Origin of the sequence: Polynucleobacter sp. AP-Feld-500C-C5 (genome assembly GCF_018882265.1) — a bacterium.
In the GTDB taxonomy this organism is placed as follows: domain Bacteria; phylum Pseudomonadota; class Gammaproteobacteria; order Burkholderiales; family Burkholderiaceae; genus Polynucleobacter.
Window position 1 is genome coordinate 26,999 of sequence record NZ_JACVOW010000002.1, and the last position, 23,719, is coordinate 50,717.

Here is a 23,719-nt window from a genome sequence, read left to right on the forward strand (position 1 = left end):
GCTACTTCAGCAGTAACTTCTAGAGCCATTATGCAATCGCTTGCCCCTAAGTTTCCTTAGGGTGAACTCGGGTATGCCCATAAAAAGAGGGGCGGAATGGTGCCCATAGCCCCAAAACAACAAAAACGACCTCATTTTTACGGTTTTTACATATACTGTATAAACATACAGTATATTAATGACTATGACGCAACAAATGAGCTCCCCAAAAGTAACCCTTAGCCAGGCCCCACAAGCCTTAGCCGGTCATTTTGCCGCCTATGAGTTCAAGCTCCTGAGTCATCGGATTTCTGCTGGGTTCCCCAGTCCAGCAGCAGATTACGCTGAGGATGGTTTAGATCTCAATCATTACCTAGTACAAAACAAACCAGCCACCTTCATGTTCACTGTGAAGGGGGATTCGATGCTGGGCGCGGGGATTTGCGATGGCGATAAGGTAGTCGTGGATAAAGCCCTCAAACCAAAACACAAAGACATCGTGGTAGCAGTGGTAGATGGTGAATACACCATCAAGCGCCTCTATCAATTACGTGGCCGCATTGAGCTACAACCTGAAAACCCCAACTATCAACCCATCACCTTTAGTGAAGGTAGTGAGTTGCAAATCTGGGGTGTCGTCGTTGGCGTCGTGCGTAAGTACAGCAATGCCAGCACAAGATATAGCAAAGGGAGTAAGCAATGAGTACCTATTCACCATCAAACTCCTTATTCGCCTTAGTCGATGTGAATAACTTCTATGTTTCTTGCGAACGGGTGTTTCAGCCTAAGTTAGAAGAAGTGCCGATGGTGGTGCTCTCAAACAATGATGGTTGCGCGGTAGCGCGTAGTGCCGAAGTCAAGGCCTTAGGTGTAAAGATGGGAACACCTTGGTTTCAGATGCAAGATCTGGCAAAAAAGCATGGCATTCAAGCTTACTCATCAAATTACACTTTATACGGTGATATGAGTAACCGCGTAGTGCAAGTATTGCGCAGCTTTACACCTCATCTTGAGGTTTACAGTATCGATGAGAGTTTCTTACAAATTGAGACCGTCTTAAAACCATATCAAGACACGATTGAGTTAGGTCAAAAGATTAAACAGCAGGTCAAAGACACCACTGGCTTGCCAGTATGTGTTGGGATTGGCGCGAGTAAGACCTTAGCTAAGCTGGCTAATCACTTGGCTAAAAAACACAAACAGTTTTCCGGTGTGTGTGATGTCAATGCCATGAATAAAGAAGAGCTCTATCAGTGGATGAGTGAGACTGAGGTAGGTGAGGTGTGGGGTATCGGCAGGCAAATTGCCAAGAAACTCAAGGCACAACATATTCATAGCGTGTTCGATCTCTTGCAAGCTTCACCACAGGCAATGCGTCAGCAGTTTGGTGTGGTGATGGAGCGCCTTTGTTATGAACTGCGAGGTGTCTCTTGTCTCAAGCTAGAAGAAGTGGCGCCAACCAAACAACAAATCATTGCCTCCCGTAGCTTTGGTAAGTTGGTCACGAGTCAGGCAGAGCTGGCCCAATCCGTCGCCACCCATGCAGCGCGGGCAGCAGAGAAGTTAAGAAACCAAGATAGTGTGACGGGCGCGCTCACAGTATTTATTCAGACAAATCCGTTTAAGCAACATGAGCCACAGCATCATCAAAGTGTCACGATTCCACTATCAGATACAACAGATAACACGCTGACGTTAACCAATGCAGCACTGGCAGGCCTTCAACAAATTTATCAGCCGAACTTTCGTTACAAGAAGGCGGGCGTCATTCTTAATCTGATTAGCGATAAGCCAACGATTCAGCAATCCCTCTTTGAAGATATAGAAAGTAAAGGTAAGTCTGCACACCTCATGAAAGCTATGGACCAGATCAATACTCGTTTTGGTAATGCGGTAGTCAGATCTGCAGCTGCCGGTACAAACGGCAGCAAGCAAGTATGGCAAATGCGCTCAGGAAACAAGTCACCAAACTACACCACCCAGTGGGATGAATTACCAGTAGCTCGTTAAGAAAAAGAGATGAAAAACAACAGTAAAACTAAGTATTGATTACTAGCTCATTTCATGAGCTTTTGAACCACTAATCTGAATACATAGCAGCAAATTAAATAGCAAACAAGGAGAAAACAAATGGAAACATTAAGCAATCTAATGAACAACTTTAATGGTATCTCATTGGCCGTGATCATGATTCTGTCTTACTGCGCTGTGTTGAAAAATACCAAGCGTCATGAGGGTGAAACAAAGCAAGTATTTAATCGCAGATATCAGTAAAAGATAGTAAATGCAGTAGGTAGAAGGGGAATAAGGAAATCACGGATTCCTTATTCCCTTGCTCTTTTAAGCAGCCTTCAGTTCAAATTTAATAATCTTTCCCAGGGCAGCCGCCGCACTAGCAAGCGTAATGAGTGTCAGGCTGGTATCGCTCTCATCAAGTAGACGATTTAGGGCTGCACGGCTAGTATGCATTTTCTTAGCCATGGATGTTTTAGTGAGATTTTGTTTTTCCATTTCTCGCTCTATTTGCCAGGCTATAACGCGTTTCACTGCAATAGCAGTCGACTCCTCAAGGAGAGACTCCTCCCTTAGGAAATCGTCAAACTTACTGCCAATATTTTTTTTCTTCATAAACGTTTCCTTAACTGCTTAACTCTGGACTTTGCTAGATCTAAATCTGGTTTTGGAGTCTTCCGTTGCTTTTTTATAAATGCATGGATCAAAACCATGGCGTTACCATCCAAAACAAATAACACTCTGGCAATACCACTACTCAACTTGCTTCGAACCTCCCAAATGTCGTTATCAACATATCGCACTAGAGGCATGCCAAGAGGCCAACCAAATTGAACAGTTTTAAGATCTTCGCCCATTAATTTCTTATCTTTAGTAGATAGTGCTTTTAACCACTCCCTAACTGGTTCATTACTTGTATCGGAAGCAAAAAAGTACACATCTAGAATTGGAGTTTTCATCCCAATAGCGTACCAATAATGATACATATATTACATCAGAAATTACTGATTTGCTTGTAGGAATAAATGATTGATGAGTTAATGCAAAAAAGAACTCCTTATTCCCTAATTCTTTTTAGACTTTGCATAATGACTGCATTAGTAATCAAAGTCACAATCATCATCGTAAAAACGATAATCTAATAGGATGTCTTTACGCGTCTTATGTTGCCAATGCAGCCGGTCTTTTAAAGCGTCATATTTAATGGTGTCGGCGTACTCATTAAAATAGTCATCATCTTCAGAGTGATAGTGGTGAATCCGCATCATTACCTCCTAGCGTTGTTAGGTTTTTGACCCAAAGACTGAGGAGCAATCTAAAAACAGGCGGTAAACCAATCAGTATTTCGCTCCGCAGATCTAATGCTTGTGCGAAGTCTGAGTAAACTGTGATGACATGTCTATCAAAAAGTAGAAAATTTTGTATAAAACTCAAAATCATTGCCAAAAAACGACAGCGATCAAAGTGAAAGTAGTTGGTAAGCGACTATGACTCTTGAGAATCAGCTGTCTAAGGATGCCAATCCCTGCTTTGAATGTGGCCAATGCTGTCAGCATTTTCGGGTGAGTTTTTACCATGGAGAAATTGCCGGTAATGGTGCGGGTGTCGTTCCAGGAGAGCTGACAACAAAGCTTACAGACCACTTAGCCTGCATGAAGGGCACTGAAAAAGGTGGAGCGCCTTGTGTCGCGCTACGGCATACCCAAGCAGAAGGCTGGCGTTGCTCTATTTATGAACAGCGTCCCAGTCCTTGCCGAGAATTTAATATCCTCAACGAGGATGGAACACCTAACCCTGATTGCTTGAGACTACAAGAGGTCGCGAAACAGCGACGCCAAGAATCACCTTAACGCATATTCAAGGTCTTCGCGATCTGGCTAAATGCGGCGTACTCTTGATTGAGTTTATCTTGTAGTTCTTTGCCAGTTAAGATTGCAGAGGACTCACCAACTTCATCTAAGTAGCGCAATGTGTCGGGCTCTTTCATTGCCTTGCTATAAGCCTGAACAATTTGATTGATGCGTTCAGGTTTAGTGCCTTTAGGGGCTAAGATAATGCGCCAAAGCAAAGTCTCTTCTTTTGCAAGACCAATATCTTTTAATGAGCTTGCGTTAGGAAACTGTGCATTTCTATTCACAGAGGAAACTAAGAGACATTTCGCCTTACCAATATTGGCATGTTGTATTACCGGTGGAATAGAACCCACATAAATATCAATCTGATTGGATAAGAAACCAATAATAGTTTCACCAGCGCCTTTGTAGGGAACATCAACCGCTTCAATATTCTGTGGTCTAAAGATGCGCTCAGCAGCTAGCTGTGCTGGGCCGCCAAGACCATCAGTGCCGTAGGTATATTTTTTAGGATTCTTACGCAGCTCTTCCATCAAGGATTTACCATCATTTGCCGGAAAGTCAGGGCGCACACAAAAGATATAAGGCGCAGTAGAGAGCTGAATCACCGGAATATAGTCACTTGGGGTGTAGGGTACTTTACTGGTCTGTGGAACCACTGTCACCGGTGAAGGCCACACGCCAGCAAGCGTATAGCCATCAGGCGCAGAGTTCACTACTTGGGCAAGACCAATCGTGCCGCCTGCACCAGGAACGTTCTGAATACTGATTGGTCCACCGATAAAACGCTGCGCATCTTTTGACACTACTCTAAAAAGTGCATCAGTACCGCCGCCAGGTGCAGTAGGCACAATCAATTTAGTCACTGTTTGTGCAGATAATGGGCTTTGCAATAAACAGATAGCGCTCAGACCAAATAGACATTTAGTAATTTTTTGAAGGAGAGAGTGGCGCATAGGAGTGTCCTAGTCTAAAAATGAAAAAGCGTTTTAGGGTTATTGATGAAAATATCTTCCCAAATTGCTGGATCGTCAACTGCTGACTGAATCCAGTCGATGCAATTAGTATAAGTAAATAAATTTTCATGGCTAAGCCAGGGCCAATCGCTAGCCCAGACCAATTGTTTTGGATTTGCTGCGATCAAAGCATCGATGTAGGGCTTAATGCTAACGCCATTTAAATGGCCTAAGCGATATGGCGCAGAAAGCTTGACCCATACCTTGCCAGCATCAAGACCTCGCAAAGAATTCTGAAAGGAAGGGCTATGAATGCCGAGTTTTGGATCAGGATTGCCAAAGTGATCCAGAACCACAGTAGCGCCGCTTGTCAAAATTTGAGGAACGACATATTCCTGCAGGTGATCCTCTAAAAATAACTCGATATGCAGACCAAGGTCTTTTGCTAAACCAAGTAAGGTTCGATATTCAGGGCTATCGATATCGGGAATAGATTTCTTTTTAATCCAGTTAAGACGAATACCTACAACACCAAGCTCTCGCATCGATAGCAATTGGCGCTCTAAATCAGATTTAGGCAAACTTGGATCGGCGATGATCGTGCCACGGAGTGTATTGGGGTAGCGACGGAGTGCTTCTAATAAGAGAGCGTTGTTAGGACCATAAAAACTGGGCGCTGTTAGTACCCCATGAGAAATGCCATGCGCACCCAAAACAGAAAGATATTCTTCAGCGCTGACATCGCGCATCGGGCGAGAATGGATTTCAGGGGTCAAAGGAAGGTCCACCGCCATGATGTGAGCGTGGCAATCAATTCCAGTGACGACCTGTTTTTCTTGCATCTGTCTCTCGGTTCATCCTTATAATTCTGTAAAAAGGAGACTACCATGCCGCAGCAAGATGGCCCAATGCACTTAGGTACGAGGTTGCGTAAGCTAATTAATGAGAGAAGAGGCTTGCTAGTGCCAGGAGCGGGCAATGCCCTAGCTGCTAGAGTGATTGAAGATGCTGGCTTTGAGGCAGTCTATCTCAGTGGGGCAGGTCTCACTAATCAGTTCTATGGCATTCCGGATCTGGGCTTTATTGGTTTGAATGATGTTGCGGCGCACACGGCTGCCATTCGAGATGTGATTCGACTTCCTCTGATTGTAGATATTGATGTTGGCTTTGGTAATGCGGTCAATGTTCATCACACCATTAAAGTACTCGAGCGTGCAGGTGCCAATGCGGTGCAAATCGAAGATCAAGCCATGCCTAAGCGTTGCGGCCACTTTGCAGGTAAAACGATCATTAGCAAAGAAGAGATGTGCGGCAAGATTAAAGCTGCAGTCGATGCGCGCACCCATGATGATTTTTTAATCATCGCCAGAACCGATGCTAGATCTGTTTATGGGTTTGAAGATGCACTCGAACGAGCGCAAAGCTATGCGCAAGCTGGTGCAGATATGACATTCATTGAGGCACCAGAGAGCGTAGAGGAAATGAAACTCATCGCAGCACAAACATATTGCCCACAGCTGATCAATATCGTCATTGGCGGTAAAACACCATCATTGCCAGCCAAAGACCTCGCTGCAATGGGTTTTGGAATCGTGCTTTACGCTAATGCTACTTTACAGGGCGCAGTCCGCGGTATGTGCAATGCCTTAGAGCATCTCAAGAAAACTGGTGAGCTCAAAGAAGACTCTGCATTAGTAGCCACTTTTGCAGAGCGCCAAAGCGTTGTGAAAAAAGAAGACTTCGATGCATTAGAAAAGAAGTTCTCGTAAAGCAAAAAACATTAATCTAAATTAAATATGACACTAAGCAAAATCCTAGCATTTCTCATTTCGCTAACACTCGCACTAATAGGCACATCAGTATTGGCTGCTGACCCTTGGCCAAATCGCCCAATTAAGTTTGTGGTGGGCTTTGGTCCAGGTGGCGCAAATGATTTGGTAGCACGGGCAGTAGCAGAAGGGGTAAGCAAGCAATTAGGTCAGCCTGTGATTGTGGAGAACAAGCCAGGTGCTGGATCTGTTGTGGGCGGTGACTATGTGGCTAAGAGTGCACCAGATGGTTATACCTTTTATGCTGGCGCTGCCGGTGGAGTAGTCACCATTCCGATGCTCCGTAGCAATATGCCCTATAAGCAAGAAGATTTAGTGCCCGTAGGCATGATGGCAGTAAGCCCATCCATTATTGTGGTTAATAGCGAATCACCGATTCAGAACTTTAAAGAGTTATTGGCTAAAGCAAGTAATAAACCTGGTTTGACTTTTGCGACTGCAGGTACAGGCAGTACACCGCACTTTGTTGCAGAGATGCTCAAGCTATTTGCTGGGGGCGGTACTTATGAAATCGTGCCTTATAAGAGCGGATCAGAGGCAGTCTTTTCGATAGTGTCTAAACAAGTTGATGCTACATCAGAGGCTAGCGTTGTGGTATTGCCACAAATTGAGGGTGGCAAACTCAAACCGCTGGCGTCCACTTGGAATAAGCGCATTACCCGTTTACCCAATGTACCGACTACCAAAGAGCTGGGTTATCCCAATATCTTTATTGGTCACTGGTCCGGCATCTTTGCACCGAAAGGCACGCCAGCTGAAGTCATCACTAAAATGAACCAAGCGATTCAGGCCGCATTAGATACCAATGCGCTGAAAGCTAGACTCATTCCACAAGGTATTGAGCCAGCCCCGGGCTCACAAGCAGATTTCATTAAATTCTTAATGGAAGAGCGCAAGCGTCTGCAGCCGATAGTGAAGAACGCCAATATGAAAGACGAGTAAGTCATCATGAATAAAACATTGCCTCGTTTAGGTTTTTTGATTCCACCAGGAAACCCCAATACCGAAGGTGAAGTCATCAAGATGGCTGGTCCGGAGTATTCCATTCACTTTACGCGCATGGTGGCTCATGGTGAAACTGGAAGTCTTGAGGGGCAAGATGAACGCAATCAAGCACAAATCGATCATTTGCCTGAAAACATTGAGCTTCTGAAACTCGTAAAACCTGCGGTGGTAGCGATGGCGCATACCGCTAGTAGTTACACCCTTGGTAAAACTGGCGAAGCTGAATTAATTCAAAAGCTAGAGGATCAATATCAAGTAGCTTTCATTACTGCCTTTGGTAGTGTTGTGAAAGCACTGCATCAGATCAAAGCAAAAAGAATTGCCTTTGGAACGCCTTATAGCGAGCAGAATACCTTGCGTTGCAAAAATCTATTAGAGGCTTATGGCTTTGAAGTAGTGAATTTCGGCAACTTGCCTGGTGTTAAAAATATTTATGATGAAACTACTGAGCGTGCGCTCCAACTAGTGCATCAAGTCAATAGCCCTGACGCGGACGCTATTTTTGTTAGCGGTGTCGGAATGCCGACGATAGATATTCTGGCGCAAGGCGAGGCTGAGACAGGTAAGCCGATAATTTCGAGTATTGCGGCTACGATGTGGAATGCACTCCAAGTTGCAAAGGCAAAAAGCAGTATTAAAAACTTTGGCGGTTTACTTGCTGGAAGGTACTAAAGTGAAAATATTCAAATATTCATTAGCTGTATTAGTAATCACGGTCGCTTCTATATCTTATGGCGCGCCATTTCCAGATAAACCAGTTCGCTTGATTGTTCCTTTTACTGCAGGAGGTAATGTTGATAACTCTGCTCGTACTATTGGACAGGGATTGACTGAACAATTGGGTCAGGGTGTAATCGTAGAAAATAAGCCTGGTGCCAATACTCTTATTGGCGCTGAGTTTGTGGCACGCGCTAATCCAGATGGCTATACCTTGTTATTAGGCACACCTGAGAGTCTGGCAATTAATCCCCATGTTTATAAAAAGATTAACTATAAACCACTTAAAGACTTTACTCCTGTGGGCTTGGTAGGCAATTTTCCATTTGCATTAGTAGTCAATCCAAAATTACCTGCCAAAAATATCAAAGAGTTTGTTGCTCTGGCAAAAAGTGCACCTGGAAAAATGAATTATTCATCATGGGGTGTAGGTAGTACGTCGCAAATTACCTTTGAAAAGTTCAATCAGGTGGCTGGTATTGATCTCGTCCATATTCCATTTCAGGGTGCAGCCCCAGCGATTACTGCTATTGCGGCAGATGAAGTGCAAGCGATGATGGTCCCGCTTTCAGTTGCCTTACCGCAGGCAGCAGGTGGCAAAGTCAAAATCTTGGGTATTACTACTAGTCAACGGTTTGCTAGTGCCCCTGATATTCAGACCTTTCAAGAACAGGGTTATTCGGTAGTGATGAGTGGCTGGCACTTAATTGTGGCGCCCAAGAAAACGAGCCCAGCAGTATTGCAAAAGCTAAATCAAAGTCTTAACAAAGCGCTCGAAACTCAAACCACTAAAGACGCATTAATCAAGATTGGTATTGAACCTAGTCCAGGTACCATCGCACAAGCCACCAAGCTTATGCAGACTGAGTATGAGCGCTGGGGTAAGACTGCTAAAGATGCCGGAATTATGATTGAGAAAGCAGAGTAAACTTTTGCTTAATCTCGGTCAATAACACAAACAAAGGACAAGATATGGATTGGGGATTGCAGGGCAAAACGGCTTTAGTAACCGGAGCAAGCCAAGGGATCGGAAGAACAACAGCAAAGTTATTGGCGATGGAAGGTGTTACCGTTGTTGCGGTTGCAAGACGCATTGAGCTAATTGAACAATTAGCTAGAGAAGTAGCGCCTGGGGTTGGCAAAATTATTCCTTTAGCGGTTGATTTTTCAGTAGATGGTGAATCCGAGCGAGCTGCGAAAGAGGCTGAACGTTTATTAGGACATGTAGATATTCTGATTAATGCAGCTGGGGGGAGTAGACCAGTACCATTCGATGCTACTAAAGAACAGTGGTTGGAGGGTATGACCTTAAATTTCTTTCGTATACGCGAATTAACCCACGCGATTGTTCCTGGCATGCAAAAGCAAGGCTGGGGCCGAATCGTTACTTTTACAGGGACATCTGAACCACGTATGCTTAATGCAGCTTTCACTGCAAAAGCTGCTATTCATGTATGGGCTAAGGCACTATCTCGTGAGGTAGCTGCTCAGGGGGTCACTGTAAATTGCTTGCAGCCAGGCCGGATTCGAACAGAACAAATTAAAAAAAGATACCCAACGTTAGAAAGTGAGCTGGAATATTCACGTCAAGAAATTCCTCTGGGACGCTTTGGTTCGCCTGAAGAAATTGCAGCAGTTGCTATATTCCTGAGTTCGCCTTTATCTAGTTATGTGACAGGAACTGTTATTCCTGTAGATGGCGGCTCTAGTCGATTTGCTTTCTAGTGCCAAGATAGAGTGAGCGAGCAAAATTCTTCAAGTACAGTCTTGGAAAAGTTGGCTCAATTAGCTGACACTATTTGCTATGATGAATTACCAAAAGAGCTAATAGTCAGAGCTAAAGACTTGATGATTGACAGTGTTGCCTGTGCTTATGGGGCACTCACGAGTACAGCGGCAGTAGATTTATTAAAAATGGTTCATTCCTTGGGTGGGAATCCACAGGCGAGCTTATTCGGATTTCGGCAACTCACATCTGCACCGCTAGCTGTTTTCTTTAACGGAAGCTTGATCAGATACTTAGATTGTAATGATTACTATTTCGGTCGAGATCCAGGTCATCCCAGCGGTAACTTTGCTGTAGGATTAGCTGTTGGGCAGCGAGAGGGAGCGAGTGGGAGGGCATTAATTGAAGCCATGGTGATGGCATACGAAGTCCAATCACGTTTTTGCGATTTTGCTGGACAGCCTTCCTTGTGGAAGAGAGGCTGGCACCATTCCTCTAATGTTGCTTTTGCAAGCGCTGCATTGGCAGCAAAATTATCTAATATGAGTGTCGATCGAATGGCGCATGCAATGGCAATTGCAGGCAGTCATCAAAATACCCTTGCGCAACTTCAAAATGGTGGGGTAGCAACGATGAAAGCAACTGCAGAAGCTTGGGTTGCAAAGGCCGGTGTTGAGGCAGCCTTGTTGGCTCAGGCTGGAATAACAGGCCCCCTAGATTTAATTGAAGGTTCATCAGGCTGGAGTAAGACAGTCGCAGCTGAAATGGATATGATGGGTATATTAGCCCCGATTGATCATTATCGAATGTTTGAGAGCAATCTGAAGCCCTATCCAGCTGTTGCAACAACGATGGCAGCTATTTCATGTGCTATTGAATTGCATCAGATTACAGCTTTAGATACTCAAGAGATTGAAAAAATTATTGTTAGGTTACCTAAATTCGTACTTGGAACTCCAGCAGCAGGGGAAGAGCGTCGTTATCCAAAGAGCTTAGAATCTGCCCAACATAGCTTGTATTATTGTGTTGCAATTGCTTTGATAGATGGAGCTTGTGGCAAGGCACAATTTGTTGAAAATAAGTCAGGCTTACCAGCAGTTCAGCGCATTCTCTCGCGAATTGAATTACTGGAGGATCCGGATTTAACAAAATCATGGCCTGCTGCAGGTGGTGGCTTAACCATCTTTATGCGAACAGGTGCTCAATTCACAAAAACTCTTTCTAATCCACCAGGCCATCCTAAAAATCCTTTATCGGAAAAACAGATTTTCGAGAAGTTTGATGTTTATGTTTCGCCGGTTCTTGGTAAAGACGGGGCAGTCAATCTTTATGAACAGTTAAAAGCAATTGATTCTTATGAGAACATAAATCAATTGAGTTTTTATATGAGAAACATATAAGAGTGGTTCTTTTTAAGAGTGGAGGATGCTTTAATGTTAAGAGCAATAATGACAGTGATCTTGGTAGCGCTGTCGGGCTACGTGTTTGGGCAAACATATCCATCTAAGTCGATTAAGTTGGTTGTACCATTTCCGCCAGGTGGTGTTGCAGATATTATTGCGCGTCCTCTAGCCGAAAGTCTTACCACCCATTTGGGGCAGCCAGTAGTTGTTGATAACAAGGGAGGTGCAACAGGAACGATTGGCGCCAGCATGGTAGCTAATGCTCCCGCTGATGGATATACTTTGTTGCTGGGTACCGCAAATGAGATTACGATGAGCCCCACCCTATTTAAATCTTTGCCATATGATCCAAATGCAGCATTCACACCTATCACGCCCGTAGCAGATTTTCCGAATGTCTTGGTGGTCGGGCCAAGTGTAACTAGTAAGAACTTTAACGAGTTCCTGGAGCTAATACGCTCTAAACCTGGCAGAGTAACTTTCGCATCTTCTGGCACGGGCAGTACCAATCATCTAACCACAGTGCTATTTGCTAGTCAGGTAAAGCTCGATATTATTAATGTACCTTATCGTGGCGGTGGACCTGCAATCGCAGACTTATTGGGCGGTCAGGTTGATGCCATGTTTGCCACCTTGCCATCAGCAATGTCTCAAATTAAAGCTGGAAAACTCAGGGCGCTAGCTGTGACAGGGGGTATCAGATCCTTTGCATTACCCGACGTTCCTACAATTAAGGAGCTCGGGATTAATGGGGTGGTCGTTACTACTTGGAATGGGGTACTAGCCCCGGCAAAGCTGCCACCGAAGATTACAAAGCAGCTGCATGATGCTATCTTGCATGTAGTTGACGACCCTAACTTTAGAGAAAAAATGATGGCTGTTGGGGTTGAACCAATCTCAACTACACCTGCAGAGTTTGCTACTAGAATTCGTAGTGATTACGAAAGATGGTCTACTTTAATAAGGCGAAATGGCGTTACCGTTGAGTAAGCAGATAGGGTAAATTGATAGTCAAAAGCGGAACTACTCTGGCTTGATCCCTGACTTCTTAATCAATGTAGTCCAAAGCTCAATTTCAGACTTTAAGAAATTGTTATAAGCATTCACACCCAAGGGTGGAATCACAAAGCCCACTGACTCAATGCGTTGTTTGACTTCAGGGGTTTGCAAAGCCTGGATCATGGCGGCCTCTAACTTATCTAAGACAGGTTTAGGTGTTCCTTTGGGAGCACTAATCCCAGCCCATGAGAGCGCCTGAAATCCTGGGTAACCACTTTCTGCCACGGTAGGCACAGTAGGGTAGAGCGCATTGCGTTGCAAACTGCTCACCGCAATCGGGCGCAATTTACCTGAGGCAACATAAGGCAAAGCCGCATCTTGATTAATAAAGATCATCGGGATTTCATTGGCGAGGATGGCGTTCATGAGTGGGCCACCACCACGATACGGAATGCCAACAATCGGTAGCGGATTGCAGTTCGTTTTGTTCTTTACATCAGCGCAGGTGTTGGTTGCTTGACGCAGTAGCTCCATTGCCATGTGACCTGAAGATGCATAGGTATACCCATAGTCCAGCTTGCCAGGATTCTTGCGTGCAAAATCAACAATATCTTTGAGTGTCTTAAATGGACGATCTGGGTTGACGACCAACACATTAGGACCTAAATCAATTAAAGAAATATGGGCAAAGTCTTTTATAGAGTCATATTTGAGGTTGGGATCCAAGCCATGGGCAACCGCGTTTTGACCCACGCCAGTCATGACTAGGGTATAGCCATCAGCTGGAGCACCAGCAGCTCTCTCAGCACCAATGACGCCACCACCACCACCGATGTTCTCAATCACAAAGGCTTGCTTGAATATTTTGGTTAGTTGTTCTGCAGAAATCCGCGCCATCAGATCAGTGGTACCACCAGGCGGAAAGGGCACAATAATTTTGACGGGCTTGCTTGGATATTCGGACTGAGCGAATACTGGAAGATGACTGGCGCATAAGAGGGCGCCAATCAGAAATGCCTTATTTAGCTTAGTGAACATAGTAAAGAAGAAATGCCCAGTCATTGATAGATCCTTGTGAATAAATATCTATATTAGTGTTGAAAGCTAGGGTAATTAATTGGCTGCCAGAAAACAAGTGCAGGTATACCCTTTCCTTCATATCAGGCATTAATATAGGGCTATTCAAACGAGTGCCTAAAACAATGTCCAAAAAGACCAAAGAATCCCTGCGCAGTGCCCGTTGGTTCGAGCCCGATGATTTGCGTTCATTTGGACACCGCTCGCGTGCCATGCAAATGGGCTACGGTCCTGAGGATTGGTCTGGCAAGCCCGTGATTGCCATTGTGAATACTTGGTCAGACATCAATCCTTGCCACACACATTTCAAGCAACGCGTGGAAGATGTCAAGCGTGGTATTTTGCAAGCCGGTGGGCTTCCAATTGAACTGCCAGCAATTTCGCTTTCAGAGACATACGTCAAACCGACCACCATGCTCTATCGCAATATGCTCGCGATGGAAACCGAAGAGCTGATTCGCTCTCATCCCATAGATGGTGCAGTGCTGATGGGTGGCTGTGACAAAACTACTCCCGGTTTAGTGATGGGTGCTTTATCGGCTGGACTACCATTTGTTTACATGCCTGCTGGTCCGATGCTGCGCGGTAATTGGAAAGGCAAAGTGTTAGGTTCGGGTTCTGATGCCTGGAAGTATTGGGATGAACGCCGTGCTGGCAATATCTCTGAAGCGCAGTGGCTCGAAGTTGAAGGCGGCATTGCTCGCAGTCATGGAACTTGTATGACGATGGGCACTGCTGCAACGATGATGGGTATTGCTGAAGCATTAGGTCTCACATTACCTGGTGCATCCAGTATTCCGGCAGCAGATGCCAGTCACCCACGTATGGCTGCAGCTTGTGGCAGAAGAATTGTCGAGATGGTATGGGAAGACCTCACTCCTGCAAAAATCTTAAACAAGACAAGCTTTCTTAATGCTATTAATGCAGCGATGGCGATGGGTTGCAGTACAAACGCCATCATTCATTTAATTGCGATGTCGCGGCGTGCCGGTACAGAATGCACCGTGAGCTTAGAAGATTTTGATTTGGCCAGCAGAAAAGTTCCAGTGATAGCCAATATCCGTCCTAGTGGCGATCAATATCTGATGGAAGACTTTTATTACGCTGGTGGCATGCCTGCATTATTCAAACAAATGGGCTCTCATCTCAACCTCAGTGCGATGACTGTCACCGGCAAGACGATTGGTGAGAATATTCAAAACGCAGAGGTGCATAACGAAGACGTTATTAGACCGCTGGGTAATGCAATCTATCAAGAGGGCGCGCTCGCTGTACTCAAAGGCAATATCGCTCCGGGTGGCGCAGTGATTAAACCCAGCGCCTGTGCTGAGAAGTTCTTAAAACATACTGGCCCAGCCTTAGTATTTGATAGCTATCCCGAAATGAAAAAAGCCGTTGAAGATGAAAATCTCGACGTCACTGAAAACCATATTCTCGTTCTCAGAAACGCCGGACCAAAAGGTGGACCAGGTATGCCAGAGTGGGGCATGTTACCGATCCCGGTGAAGTTGGTAAAGCAAGGCGTGCGCGACATGTTGCGTTTATCGGATGCGCGCATGAGTGGCACTAGTTATGGTGCCTGCATATTGCATGCCTCACCAGAGTCTTATATCGGCGGTCCATTGGCTCTCATTAAAACGGGTGACCTTATCACTGTCGATGTGCCTAATCGCAAAATTCATTTAGAGATTAGTGATGAGGAGCTGGCTCACAGAAAAGCCAAATGGACACCACCAGTACCTCAATATGAACGTGGTTATGGTTGGATGTTTAGCCAACATATCCTGCAAGCAGAAGACGGGTGTGATTTTGACTTCCTGGAAACTGGCTTTGGGAAGCCGGTTCCTGAGCCAGATATATTCTAGTAAGGCAAAAGATGCCTTCATTGAGGCGTCCTATTCAATAGAGTGCTTATTAGGGTGCATGCACCTATCTAAGCATTTCATGCACTAATACAGTCAATTTCCTGAAAATCCAAGCAATCACCTTTATAGAATCGAAGATGCCCAGCAATGCATGCCATTTGCAAAGCTTTGCTACACTGGAAAAAAGTACTACCAAAACTAAGGAGATTAAGCATGAAATCACGCATTTCTACATTGCTGGCAGCATTAGTCATTGGCCTTTCTGCCAATGTGTCTGCAAAAGATACTGTCAAGATTGCCTATATTGGGCCTTTAACCGGGGGCGTTTCAGCCAATGGTATTGGTGGACGAAACTCTGCTGACTTAGCGGTTCGACTCAAAAACCAAGACCCCAATGCGAAATACAAATATGAATTGGTGTCAGCTGATGATGAATGTAAGCCGAACGTAGGCGTACAAGTGGCTACCAAGATTGCTTCGGATAACTCCATTATCGCAGGCGTGACTCACTATTGCTCAGCAGTAGCGATGAGTACCGTAGACGTTTATCACAAGTTTGGTTTGCCAGTCATGGTGTGGGGCGCGGTGCTTCCAGAAATTACCTATGGCAATGACTACAAAGAAATTCATCGCGTGAACGGCACGATGATTAATCAAAACGAAGTTGCTGCCAAGTTTTTAACCGGCCTCGGTTATAAAAAGTGGGTGATCATTCATGACACTACTGATTACGGCAAAGGACATAACAAGTACTTCAGTCAGTACCTCAATAAAAATGGTGGACAAATCCTCGGTACATTCGGAGTGACAGCTGATCAGCAGGACTTCACTGCAGAGGTCACCAAGATCAAAGAGTTAAAACCAGAAGTGGTTTACTTTGGTGGCCTGACACCAATTGGTATTCGTATTCGTACACAAATGGATCGCTTAGGAATTAAGGCGGTCTTTGAAGGTACCTCTGGTATTAAATCTGACGCCTATATTGAAGGCTTGGGCAAGCTCTCTGAAGGTTCCCTCTCTTTTATCGAAGGCGCTCCTTGGGAAAAATTACCAGGCGGTCTTGAGTTCATTGCTAAGTACAACCAACAAAAATACCCAGATGCACCAGAGGCCTATGGTCCATTTGCCTACACTGCTGCAAACCTCATCATGGCTGCAATTGAAAAAGCAGGTCCTGATCGTAAAAAAGTGATGGCAGTATTAAATAAAACTCAAAACGTTGAGACTGTGATCGGTAAGGTTAGCTTTGATGATCACCGTCAAAACATCGTTCCTCTGATTTCTAAATATGTTGCCCAGGATGGTAAGTGGGTCGTGTGGGAAGACAGTCAGTACGCTAAGGGGCAACGTAAATTAGGTCAATAAGCTCTTTTGATTTTTTACAGAAGTCAAAGAGGGTAAGCTTGCATGTCATTTGATATTTTTTTGCAGTACCTACTCAATGGTTTGATGTTAGGTGTGATTTATGCAATTGTGGCGGTGGGTTTTACCCTCTACTTTGGTGTACTCGATGTCATTAAGTTTTCGCATGGCGATATTTTGATGGTGGGGGCCTTTGCTGGCCTCACCACCTATATCGGTATCGCGGGAACTTTTGAGTCTCCCTGGTTACAACTGCTGATACTAGTTTTAGTCAGCCTCTCAGTAGCAGCATTTTTGGGCGCTGTTATTGCCCGCTATCTCATCTTGCCTTTGCAAAAGGCGCCCCCGATTAATACTTTGCTCGTGACCTTAATGTTAGGTCTGGCATTGCGTGAAATGGTTCGCCTATTCTATCCCAATGGCTCTAATCCAAAACCTTTCCCTCGATTGCTGCCAACCGATGGTATCGCTTTAGGGGAGTTCACTTTGCGCTCTGATAGTTTGATTCTCTTAATAACCGGGATCATTACCATCATCGCGGTTCAAAGACTCATTACCAAAAGCAAAATTGGTTTAGCGATCCGGGCGGTTGCACAGGATAGTGAGACAGCACGCATTATGGGAATTAATTTTCACCAGATTGTGCTGATTACTTTTATGCTCGGTTCAGCGCTAGCTGCTTTAGCGGGCCTGATGAACGGTCTGTATTACAACGAAGTAAATTTCGGTATGGGTTTATTGCTCGGGGTGATTGGCTTTTCAGCTGCAGTTGTTGGCGGTTTAGGTAATTTTTATGGAGCTATTGTGGGCGGCTTCTTATTTGCTGCCCTTCAAACGGTTGGGGCGGTTATGTTGCCCGCGATTTTGCCTAGCGTACCTAGCGCCTATAAAGATGTATTTGCATTTACGGTGATCATCATCATCATGGGATTAAAGCCAACCGGCTTGATTTCTGAAAAATCAAGTGAGCGGGTGTAAGTATGAAGTTATTAATCTCTAGTTTTATTGTTTTCCTCATTTATAGCCTCTTATTGTTGGGCGCTGAAAACCAGTTGGAAGTAGGTATTTTGGTGGCCGTCGCTTTTATCGCAAGCGTAGTGGGTAAGAAGATGGGCTTGATGGATCGCCTTGCTAATGCAGTGAGTCAACATCCTCATTTTCCGGCAGTTGCCTCTGTGGCTGGTGTCTTGATTGCGATGGTGGTGTTTTATAACTCCCACTTTGCGCTGTTGATGTTGGCAACGGTCTTGATTTATTCCATTGTGTGTTTGGGCTTAAACATCCAGTTTGGCTATGTGGGGATTGTTAATTTTGCGGGTGCTGCCTTTTTTGGCATTGGCAGCTATACCGCTGCAGTCTTAGCCACGCATACAGCAGTGCCTCATTTACTAGTCTTGTTTATTGCGGCGGCAGTCTCTGCCTTAATTGGTTCAATCTTGATTTACCCTGTGCTCAGAACACGAGGTCATTACGCCGCTTTAGTGACAATTGCTTTTGGAATCTTGTTCAGGAATTTTTTAGAGGTGAACGATACCTTAGGCGGACCGCAAGGCTTAAAAATTCCGCCACTGACAATCTTTGGTTGGAATCTTTCTGAAGGTATTCAGATTGGAGGAATTGAACTCTCCTTCTATATTCCGTACTTGCTCATCGCTTTGATTTTGCTCATTGTCGCTTTTCGTATCACCAGAAATTTAGAGCGCTCCTGGATAGGCTTGAGTATGGATATGGTGCGTACCGATGAGATTGCGGCCTCAACTTTTGGGGTCAATATTGCGCATTGGAAAATCGTCGCCTTTACTCTTGGCAATTTACTGGCCGGCCTTGCAGGTGCCCTATACGGAATGATGACAGCTTATGTCGCGCCCAATAACTTTACTTTTGCAGACTCGCTGATTTTGGTCTCGATTGTGATTTTGGGCGGCATTGGAAATCCTTGGGGCATTATTCCAGCGGCAGCCATTGTGGTCATCCTCCCAGAGAAGCTGCAATTTATTCAGGAATACCGTTTCTTGTTATATGCCATTGTGGTGATTTTGATTTTGCTCTTTCGCCCAGATGGCCTGCTTCCTAGAAGAATTCGGAACTACTTCCCAGGCAAGAAGGTGGGGGAGTCAGAATGAGCGCTACGATGAATGCTTCCAAAATTTTAGAAGCCAACAACCTGACTATGCGATTTGGTGGGGTTACTGCGCTAGATGATCTAACCATGCATGTCAATGAAGGTGAAGTCCTAGGTCTATTAGGCCCAAACGGTTCAGGCAAGACCACTTTTTTTAACGTCATCACGGGCCTATATCGCGCGAGCTCTGGGAACGTGAGTTTTCGGGGCGAGAATATCACCGATGCGACTGCGCAAGAAGTCTATCTGCACGCGATTACCAGAACGTTTCAGCGCTCCCGTTTGTCATTGCCTTTGACGGTATTTGACAACATCGCGATTGGTGATAATCGCAGGCTAAATACCGGACTGATCTTTAACTTGTTTGCCCGCGATCGATTTGAAAAAGAGTATGACCACGTTGTCGAGCAAGTCAGCGCTTTGCTATTTACGTTTAACCCCAAACTAGCAGCCAAAATATTTGAGCCTGTAGCTAGTCTGCCGATGATTGATCGGCGCCGTATTGAAATTTGCCGAGCCTTAATCAGTGAGCCTGATCTCTTGTTATTAGATGAGCCATCAGCGGGTATGACCCATGATGAGACTGCAGAGGTCATGAATGATATTTTGCAGGTCCGCAGCAAAATTAAACCATTTACGATTATTTTGATTGAGCACGAAATGAGCTTGATTCAGCGTATGACTGAGCGCTGCATTGTGCTCAACTACGGCAAGAAAATTGCCGAAGGCACTTATGAAGAAATTGTGAGTAACCGTGAAGTTCAGGTTGCCTATCTGGGACAGGAATAATCATGGCCTTATTAGACATCGATCACATCTATACAGCCTACGATCGCATTGACGTCTTAGAGGACGTATCGATCAAGGTTGAGCGCGGACAGATCACGTGTATCCTGGGCGCTAATGGCGCTGGTAAATCCACCCTGATTCGTTCGATTTTGGGTTTAACACCAGCCAATCGTGGCAAGATTATTTTTAACGATGCCGATATCACCCATCTGCCCACCCATCGTATTATTGAACAAGGTATCGCATGTGTGCCTGAGGGTCGCCGGGTATTTCCGCGGATGACGGTTGATGAAAACCTCTCGGCAGGTGCGTATCTCGTGAGCGATCAAAAAGTCATACAAGAGCGCCGCGAGCGGGTGAAGACTTTATTTCCACGCCTGGCAGAACGCGCTAATCAATTAGCGGGAACTATGTCTGGTGGTGAGCAGGCGATGATAGCGATTGGACGCAGTTTAATGAGTTCTCCCGAACTACTCATCTTTGATGAACCCTCTTTAGGGCTCTCCCCTTTGTTTGTAAAAGAGAATTTCAAGATCATCAAAGAGATTAATCAAATGGGTACCACCGTGTTACTCGTTGAGCAAAACGTGCGCCAAACCCTAGCGATTGCCCATCGGGGTTATGTGATTGCTAAAGGGCAGGTGGTTGCTCAAGGAAGCGCTACTGAGCTGGCTGAAAATGCAGAAGTCCAAGCGGCTTATTTTGGCTAAACACCCTTAACCACTTCAGTTTGAGTAAAACAGATAATGACTATTCCTGATCCGATTGCGTTAACCCAAGAGTTAATTCGTTTTAATACAGTCAATCCCCCAGGTAATGAAGACCAAGTCTGTAATTACCTCGCATCGATCTTAGAGTCTGCCGGTTTTGAGTGCCGCAAGATTGAGTTCGCTCCGCGGCGCATGAGTCTGGTTGCCAAAATTGGATCTTGCAGCAATGACAATCCCAGCATCTGCTTTACTGGTCATGTGGATGTTGTTCCCTTAGGAGCGCGTTCATGGAAGCATGAGCCATTTGCCGGCTTGATTGAAGATGGCAAATTATTTGGTCGCGGCTCTAGTGATATGAAAAGCGGTGTTGCCGCATTTGTGGTGGCAGCGATGAAGACTGCCCAGGCTGCTAAAGCAAGTAGCGGTGTGAGTTTGATTATTACTGCAGGTGAAGAGACAGGTTGTGAAGGCGCCTTTCATTTAGTGGCCAGTCAAGAGATCCTCGAGTTTTTAGGACCAGCAGGCTCTTTTGTAGTAGCTGAGCCTACTGCCAATGAGCCACTCATAGGTCATAAAGGGGCTTATTGGCTCAAGGCCTCAACCGAAGGCGTTACCGCGCACGGATCGATGCCAGAGCGTGGTGAGAATGCTTTTTATAAGTTAGCTAAAGCGGCATTAACTTTAGAGAAATTTACCTTTGATACACCAGCGCATCCCTTGATGGGGCAAGGCACCTTAAACGTAGGTACTGCGAAAGCGGGTTTAAATATTAACTCTGTACCTGATGCCGCTGAAATGACTTTAGATATCCGGACAGTGGCAGGGCAAAGTCATGCCCATATTTACGGTTGTCTTTGCAAAGCATTGGGGCCGATTGTGCGCCTCGATACTATGATTGATATCGAAGGGGTCTATACCCCTGCGAGTGATCCTTGGATGGCAAGCGTGTTTGATCGCTGCGAAAAGATCAATGGCGTGCGACCTGTTGAAAAAACGGTTTCGTACTTTACTGATGCTTCAGCCTTAAAGCCGGTCATCGGCGACCCCCCAACAGTGATTCTAGGTCCTGGTCAACCCGAGATGGCGCACCAGACCGATGAATTTTGCTATGTCGACAACATTACTGACGCCACCCAGCTCTTTGAAGATCTGATTATGGATTGGCAAAACATTAGGAAATGAATATGAGTGAGCAACAGGGCAAACCCCTTGGTTTAATTGCAGCGGTCAAGCAGATCAGCGAAGGCAAACTTGACCCGCAAACTTTATTAACGCAATCATTTGAGTTAGCCAATCAACTAGAGCCTAACTTAAAAGCCTTTGTTTCCAGAAACACTTTAGAGGATTTAAAAAAGGCGATTGCGCCTGGACCTTTGTCAGGTATTCCGATTGGAATTAAAGACATTATTAATACCCAAGATTTAATCACCACTAATGGTTCACCAATTTACGCTAATCATCGTCCCCAGGAAGATGCGCCGATTGTGCAAAGAATTCGGGCATTGGGTGGGCTGATTTTTGGTAAGACTGTGACGACCCAATTTGCATGGCGAACCCCAGGGCCAACAGTGAACCCTTGGAATTCGGAACATACTCCAGGAGGCTCTTCTAGTGGATCTGCCGCTTCAGTAGCGGCCGGTATTCTGCCGCTTGCCATCGGCTCTCAGACAGTAGGCTCGATTGTGCGTCCGGCAGCGTTTTGTGGCGTGGTGGGCTTTAAGCCTAGCTTTGGATCAATCATCAAAGAAGGTGTCCACCCGTTTGCTTACTCTTTAGATCACATTGGATTTTTTACTCGCTCAGTTGAGGACGCCGCTTTTGCGTTTCAATTGCTCAAAGATGGCAGTGCCAAAACAGCCCAAATTGTCACACCCGATTTGAAGTTAGCGCATGCGCCCAAAATAGCATTACTTAAAACACCGTTTGATCACTTAATGAGCGCCGAGCAACAGCAAACGCTACAGTTTGCAGTTGAAAAGCTAGAGCAGGCTGGCGTGAGCGTAAAAACAATGGAGATCCCAGCGCAATACTGGGAGGGCATTGATCAAATGCCGACGATCATGGGCTTTGATGTTGCGCACATTCATCAAAAACACATGGAAAACAATCAAGAACTTCTTTGTGAAAACATTAAAGAGACCGCCACCAAGGGAGCAGAATATTCCCAGGCGCAATATGAAGCGGCCTTAGCAGTGCAAAGTAAATTACGTCACTCTGTTGGTGAGTTATTCAAAGACGTTGATGCTCTTTTGTTGGCACCAGCAACTGGTGAGGCGCCCAAAGGCTTGAGCTGGACCGGTGATCCTTCATTCTGCGCCCTAGGTAGTCTTTTAGGCATTCCAGCAATCAATATTCCTGTAGGTAAGTCTGCCAATGGATTGCCCTTAGGTATTCAGCTGATGGGTAATTACAAAGCAGACGAGGCTTTCTTGAAGGTGGCTAAGTTTACTGAAGAGGCTATTGGCTCTCGTTGAGCAAAAGCTTTTTAGGCTATTTTTGATCAAGCGCTTATGATGAGGCAATGAAAACACGTTTTCTGCGCTTGCTTTGGGTATTGCTCGGATCTTCTGTCGCGATTTCTCTTGCCTTGTGGGTGACAAAAACCAACTCCCCACTATTGTTAGCCTCATTGGGCGGCACCACACTTTTTTTATTTGCTCTGACTACTGCCCCGGCTGCGCAGCCCAGAGCAGTCTTTGGCGCGCATCTTATTAGTAGCCTAGTAGGCATCTTGGCTTATCAATTATTTGGCGATGCCTTTTGGGTCTACATTATTGCTTTAGTAGTAACGATCGGCATCTTATTGGTGGTGAGATGTGTTCATCCGCCCGCAGGTGCAAACCCGCTCATTATGATTCAGGCCCATGCGACTTTTATTCATCTTGGTGTCACAGTATTACTCGGTGTCACTATTATTTTTGTAGTTGCTTATATCTGGAGCCGACTAGGCGTGGGAGTCAGCAAGTATCCAATCTCTTGGACCCAGCCATCGCCACCTTCCTTAAATTGGAGCATCTGGGAGCAATAAAATTGATTGACAAAAATGTTCCAAAGTCTGCATAATTAAATCTACATCAAGAGATGGCTTTGTCGCCACAGCAACCTGCTAACGCTAGTAAGGTGCTAAAAAGATGAGACCCAATACCAATAATGGTGATGGGTAATCCAAAGCGACAAACCCACCATTTGAACTGACCCCCAGTAGTTGGACAGTTTAGTTAGGTTAGCACAAGGGATTGAGTTCGGTATTGCACCGGGCTCAATCCCTTTAGTTTTTGCTTGATTCGATCATGGTTGTAGTAGTGGATATATTC

At 45.2% G+C, this 23,719-nt stretch carries 27 protein-coding genes and 1 riboswitch; of the genes, 20 read left to right on the forward strand and 7 right to left on the reverse strand.

Annotated elements, in window-relative coordinates:
* Nucleotides 1–178 precede the first annotated feature (178 nt).
* The 3 genes from ICN21_RS00895 to ICN21_RS00905 all read left to right on the forward strand — a co-directional run bounded on the left by ICN21_RS00895 (nt 179) and on the right by ICN21_RS00905 (nt 2,253).
* Entirely contained in the window at nt 179–682 is a 504-nt protein-coding gene (locus ICN21_RS00895) for a LexA family transcriptional regulator (protein WP_251372011.1), read from the forward strand.
* Entirely contained in the window at nt 679–1,989 is a 1,311-nt protein-coding gene (locus ICN21_RS00900) for a Y-family DNA polymerase (protein WP_216176062.1), read from the forward strand. The genes ICN21_RS00895 and ICN21_RS00900 overlap by 4 nt, the downstream gene beginning before the upstream one ends.
* Nucleotides 1,990–2,109: 120 nt before the next feature.
* Nucleotides 2,110–2,253 carry a hypothetical protein gene (locus tag ICN21_RS00905; RefSeq protein ID WP_216125488.1) on the forward strand — a complete coding sequence of 48 codons (144 nt, stop codon included), beginning with the start codon at nt 2,110–2,112 and terminating at the stop codon, nt 2,251–2,253.
* A gap of 66 nt (nt 2,254–2,319) precedes the next feature.
* Here ICN21_RS00905 and ICN21_RS00910 read toward each other — a convergent pair whose 3' ends face one another.
* The 3 genes from ICN21_RS00910 to ICN21_RS00920 form a co-directional block, all read right to left on the reverse strand.
* On the reverse strand, nt 2,320–2,607 hold the full coding sequence (locus tag ICN21_RS00910) for an XRE family transcriptional regulator (protein ID WP_215295034.1): 288 nt from the start codon (nt 2,605–2,607) through the stop codon (nt 2,320–2,322).
* Entirely contained in the window at nt 2,604–2,951 is a 348-nt protein-coding gene (locus ICN21_RS00915; protein ID WP_215295032.1) for a type II toxin-antitoxin system RelE/ParE family toxin, read from the reverse strand. Before ICN21_RS00915 ends, ICN21_RS00910 begins: the two co-directional genes overlap by 4 nt.
* 138 nt (nt 2,952–3,089) lie before the next feature.
* Nucleotides 3,090–3,260: a hypothetical protein gene (locus ICN21_RS00920; RefSeq protein WP_216176065.1), complete on the reverse strand. Its 171-nt coding sequence runs from the start codon at nt 3,258–3,260 to the stop codon at nt 3,090–3,092.
* 219 nt (nt 3,261–3,479) lie between these two features.
* On the opposite strand from ICN21_RS00920, the gene ICN21_RS00925 reads away from it, so the two are divergent.
* Nucleotides 3,480–3,842, forward strand: coding sequence for a YkgJ family cysteine cluster protein (locus tag ICN21_RS00925; protein WP_216176067.1), 363 nt, complete (start codon nt 3,480–3,482; stop codon nt 3,840–3,842).
* Here the strand turns inward: ICN21_RS00925 and ICN21_RS00930 are convergent.
* Nucleotides 3,839–4,801 carry a tripartite tricarboxylate transporter substrate binding protein gene (locus tag ICN21_RS00930; RefSeq protein ID WP_216176069.1) on the reverse strand — a complete coding sequence of 321 codons (963 nt, stop codon included), beginning with the start codon at nt 4,799–4,801 and terminating at the stop codon, nt 3,839–3,841. The two genes, ICN21_RS00925 and ICN21_RS00930, sit on opposite strands and share 4 nt — an antisense overlap.
* Nucleotides 4,802–4,815: 14 nt before the next feature.
* Entirely contained in the window at nt 4,816–5,643 is an 828-nt protein-coding gene (locus ICN21_RS00935; protein WP_216176071.1) for an amidohydrolase, read from the reverse strand.
* A gap of 66 nt (nt 5,644–5,709) precedes the next feature.
* On the opposite strand from ICN21_RS00935, the gene ICN21_RS00940 reads away from it, so the two are divergent.
* The 7 genes from ICN21_RS00940 to ICN21_RS00970 are packed head-to-tail and all read left to right on the forward strand — an operon-like array spanning nt 5,710 to nt 12,471.
* The gene (locus tag ICN21_RS00940; RefSeq protein WP_216176101.1) at nt 5,710–6,570 is read left to right on the forward strand and encodes an oxaloacetate decarboxylase; all 861 of its coding nucleotides are present in this window, start codon (nt 5,710–5,712) and stop codon (nt 6,568–6,570) included.
* A gap of 27 nt (nt 6,571–6,597) precedes the next feature.
* The gene (locus tag ICN21_RS00945; protein ID WP_216176073.1) at nt 6,598–7,572 is read left to right on the forward strand and encodes a tripartite tricarboxylate transporter substrate binding protein; all 975 of its coding nucleotides are present in this window, start codon (nt 6,598–6,600) and stop codon (nt 7,570–7,572) included.
* 6 nt (nt 7,573–7,578) lie between these two features.
* Nucleotides 7,579–8,307: a hypothetical protein gene (locus ICN21_RS00950; protein WP_216176075.1), complete on the forward strand. Its 729-nt coding sequence runs from the start codon at nt 7,579–7,581 to the stop codon at nt 8,305–8,307.
* Nucleotide 8,308: 1 nt separating this feature from the next.
* Nucleotides 8,309–9,280 carry a tripartite tricarboxylate transporter substrate binding protein gene (locus tag ICN21_RS00955; RefSeq protein ID WP_216176077.1) on the forward strand — a complete coding sequence of 324 codons (972 nt, stop codon included), beginning with the start codon at nt 8,309–8,311 and terminating at the stop codon, nt 9,278–9,280.
* Between the two features lie 44 nt (nt 9,281–9,324).
* Nucleotides 9,325–10,077: an SDR family oxidoreductase gene (locus ICN21_RS00960; RefSeq protein WP_216176079.1), complete on the forward strand. Its 753-nt coding sequence runs from the start codon at nt 9,325–9,327 to the stop codon at nt 10,075–10,077.
* 12 nt (nt 10,078–10,089) lie between these two features.
* Nucleotides 10,090–11,478 (forward strand): MmgE/PrpD family protein, encoded by a 1,389-nt coding sequence (locus ICN21_RS00965; RefSeq protein WP_216176081.1) that lies wholly within the window; start codon nt 10,090–10,092, stop codon nt 11,476–11,478.
* A 33-nt stretch (nt 11,479–11,511) separates the two neighbouring features.
* On the forward strand, nt 11,512–12,471 hold the full coding sequence (locus ICN21_RS00970; protein WP_216176083.1) for a tripartite tricarboxylate transporter substrate binding protein: 960 nt from the start codon (nt 11,512–11,514) through the stop codon (nt 12,469–12,471).
* A 33-nt stretch (nt 12,472–12,504) separates the two neighbouring features.
* On the opposite strand, the gene ICN21_RS00975 is transcribed toward ICN21_RS00970, so the two are convergent.
* Complete coding sequence (locus ICN21_RS00975) at nt 12,505–13,542, reverse strand: tripartite tricarboxylate transporter substrate binding protein (RefSeq protein ID WP_255534152.1); 1,038 nt, start codon at nt 13,540–13,542, stop codon at nt 12,505–12,507.
* A gap of 140 nt (nt 13,543–13,682) precedes the next feature.
* Here ICN21_RS00975 and araD point away from each other — a divergent pair, with 140 nt between their 5' ends.
* The 9 genes from araD (at nt 13,683) to ICN21_RS01020 (ending at nt 23,433) form a co-directional block, all read left to right on the forward strand.
* Nucleotides 13,683–15,422 (forward strand): L-arabinonate dehydratase, encoded by a 1,740-nt coding sequence (araD, locus tag ICN21_RS00980; RefSeq protein WP_216176086.1) that lies wholly within the window; start codon nt 13,683–13,685, stop codon nt 15,420–15,422.
* Between the two features lie 213 nt (nt 15,423–15,635).
* Entirely contained in the window at nt 15,636–16,787 is a 1,152-nt protein-coding gene (locus ICN21_RS00985) for a branched-chain amino acid ABC transporter substrate-binding protein (protein WP_216176088.1), read from the forward strand.
* A gap of 42 nt (nt 16,788–16,829) precedes the next feature.
* Nucleotides 16,830–17,762: a branched-chain amino acid ABC transporter permease gene (locus ICN21_RS00990; RefSeq protein ID WP_215318266.1), complete on the forward strand. Its 933-nt coding sequence runs from the start codon at nt 16,830–16,832 to the stop codon at nt 17,760–17,762.
* 2 nt (nt 17,763–17,764) lie between these two features.
* Nucleotides 17,765–18,907, forward strand: coding sequence for a branched-chain amino acid ABC transporter permease (locus tag ICN21_RS00995; protein ID WP_216176089.1), 1,143 nt, complete (start codon nt 17,765–17,767; stop codon nt 18,905–18,907).
* Complete coding sequence (locus tag ICN21_RS01000; protein WP_255534153.1) at nt 18,904–19,695, forward strand: ABC transporter ATP-binding protein; 792 nt, start codon at nt 18,904–18,906, stop codon at nt 19,693–19,695. The genes ICN21_RS00995 and ICN21_RS01000 overlap by 4 nt, the downstream gene beginning before the upstream one ends.
* Nucleotides 19,696–19,697: 2 nt before the next feature.
* Nucleotides 19,698–20,405, forward strand: a complete 708-nt coding sequence (locus ICN21_RS01005; RefSeq protein WP_215295008.1) for an ABC transporter ATP-binding protein — start codon at nt 19,698–19,700, stop codon at nt 20,403–20,405.
* Nucleotides 20,406–20,441: 36 nt separating this feature from the next.
* Nucleotides 20,442–21,587: a M20 family metallopeptidase gene (locus tag ICN21_RS01010; RefSeq protein WP_216176091.1), complete on the forward strand. Its 1,146-nt coding sequence runs from the start codon at nt 20,442–20,444 to the stop codon at nt 21,585–21,587.
* Nucleotides 21,588–21,589: 2 nt separating this feature from the next.
* Entirely contained in the window at nt 21,590–22,879 is a 1,290-nt protein-coding gene (locus ICN21_RS01015; RefSeq protein ID WP_216176093.1) for an amidase, read from the forward strand.
* A gap of 47 nt (nt 22,880–22,926) precedes the next feature.
* Nucleotides 22,927–23,433: an HPP family protein gene (locus tag ICN21_RS01020; RefSeq protein WP_216176095.1), complete on the forward strand. Its 507-nt coding sequence runs from the start codon at nt 22,927–22,929 to the stop codon at nt 23,431–23,433.
* Between the two features lie 38 nt (nt 23,434–23,471).
* Nucleotides 23,472–23,584, forward strand: a riboswitch (SAM-I-IV-variant riboswitch).
* Nucleotides 23,585–23,623: 39 nt separating this feature from the next.
* Here ICN21_RS01020 and ICN21_RS01025 read toward each other — a convergent pair.
* The coding region (locus ICN21_RS01025; RefSeq protein ID WP_216123889.1) for an IS3 family transposase at nt 23,624–23,719 on the reverse strand (96 nt) is incomplete at its 5' end.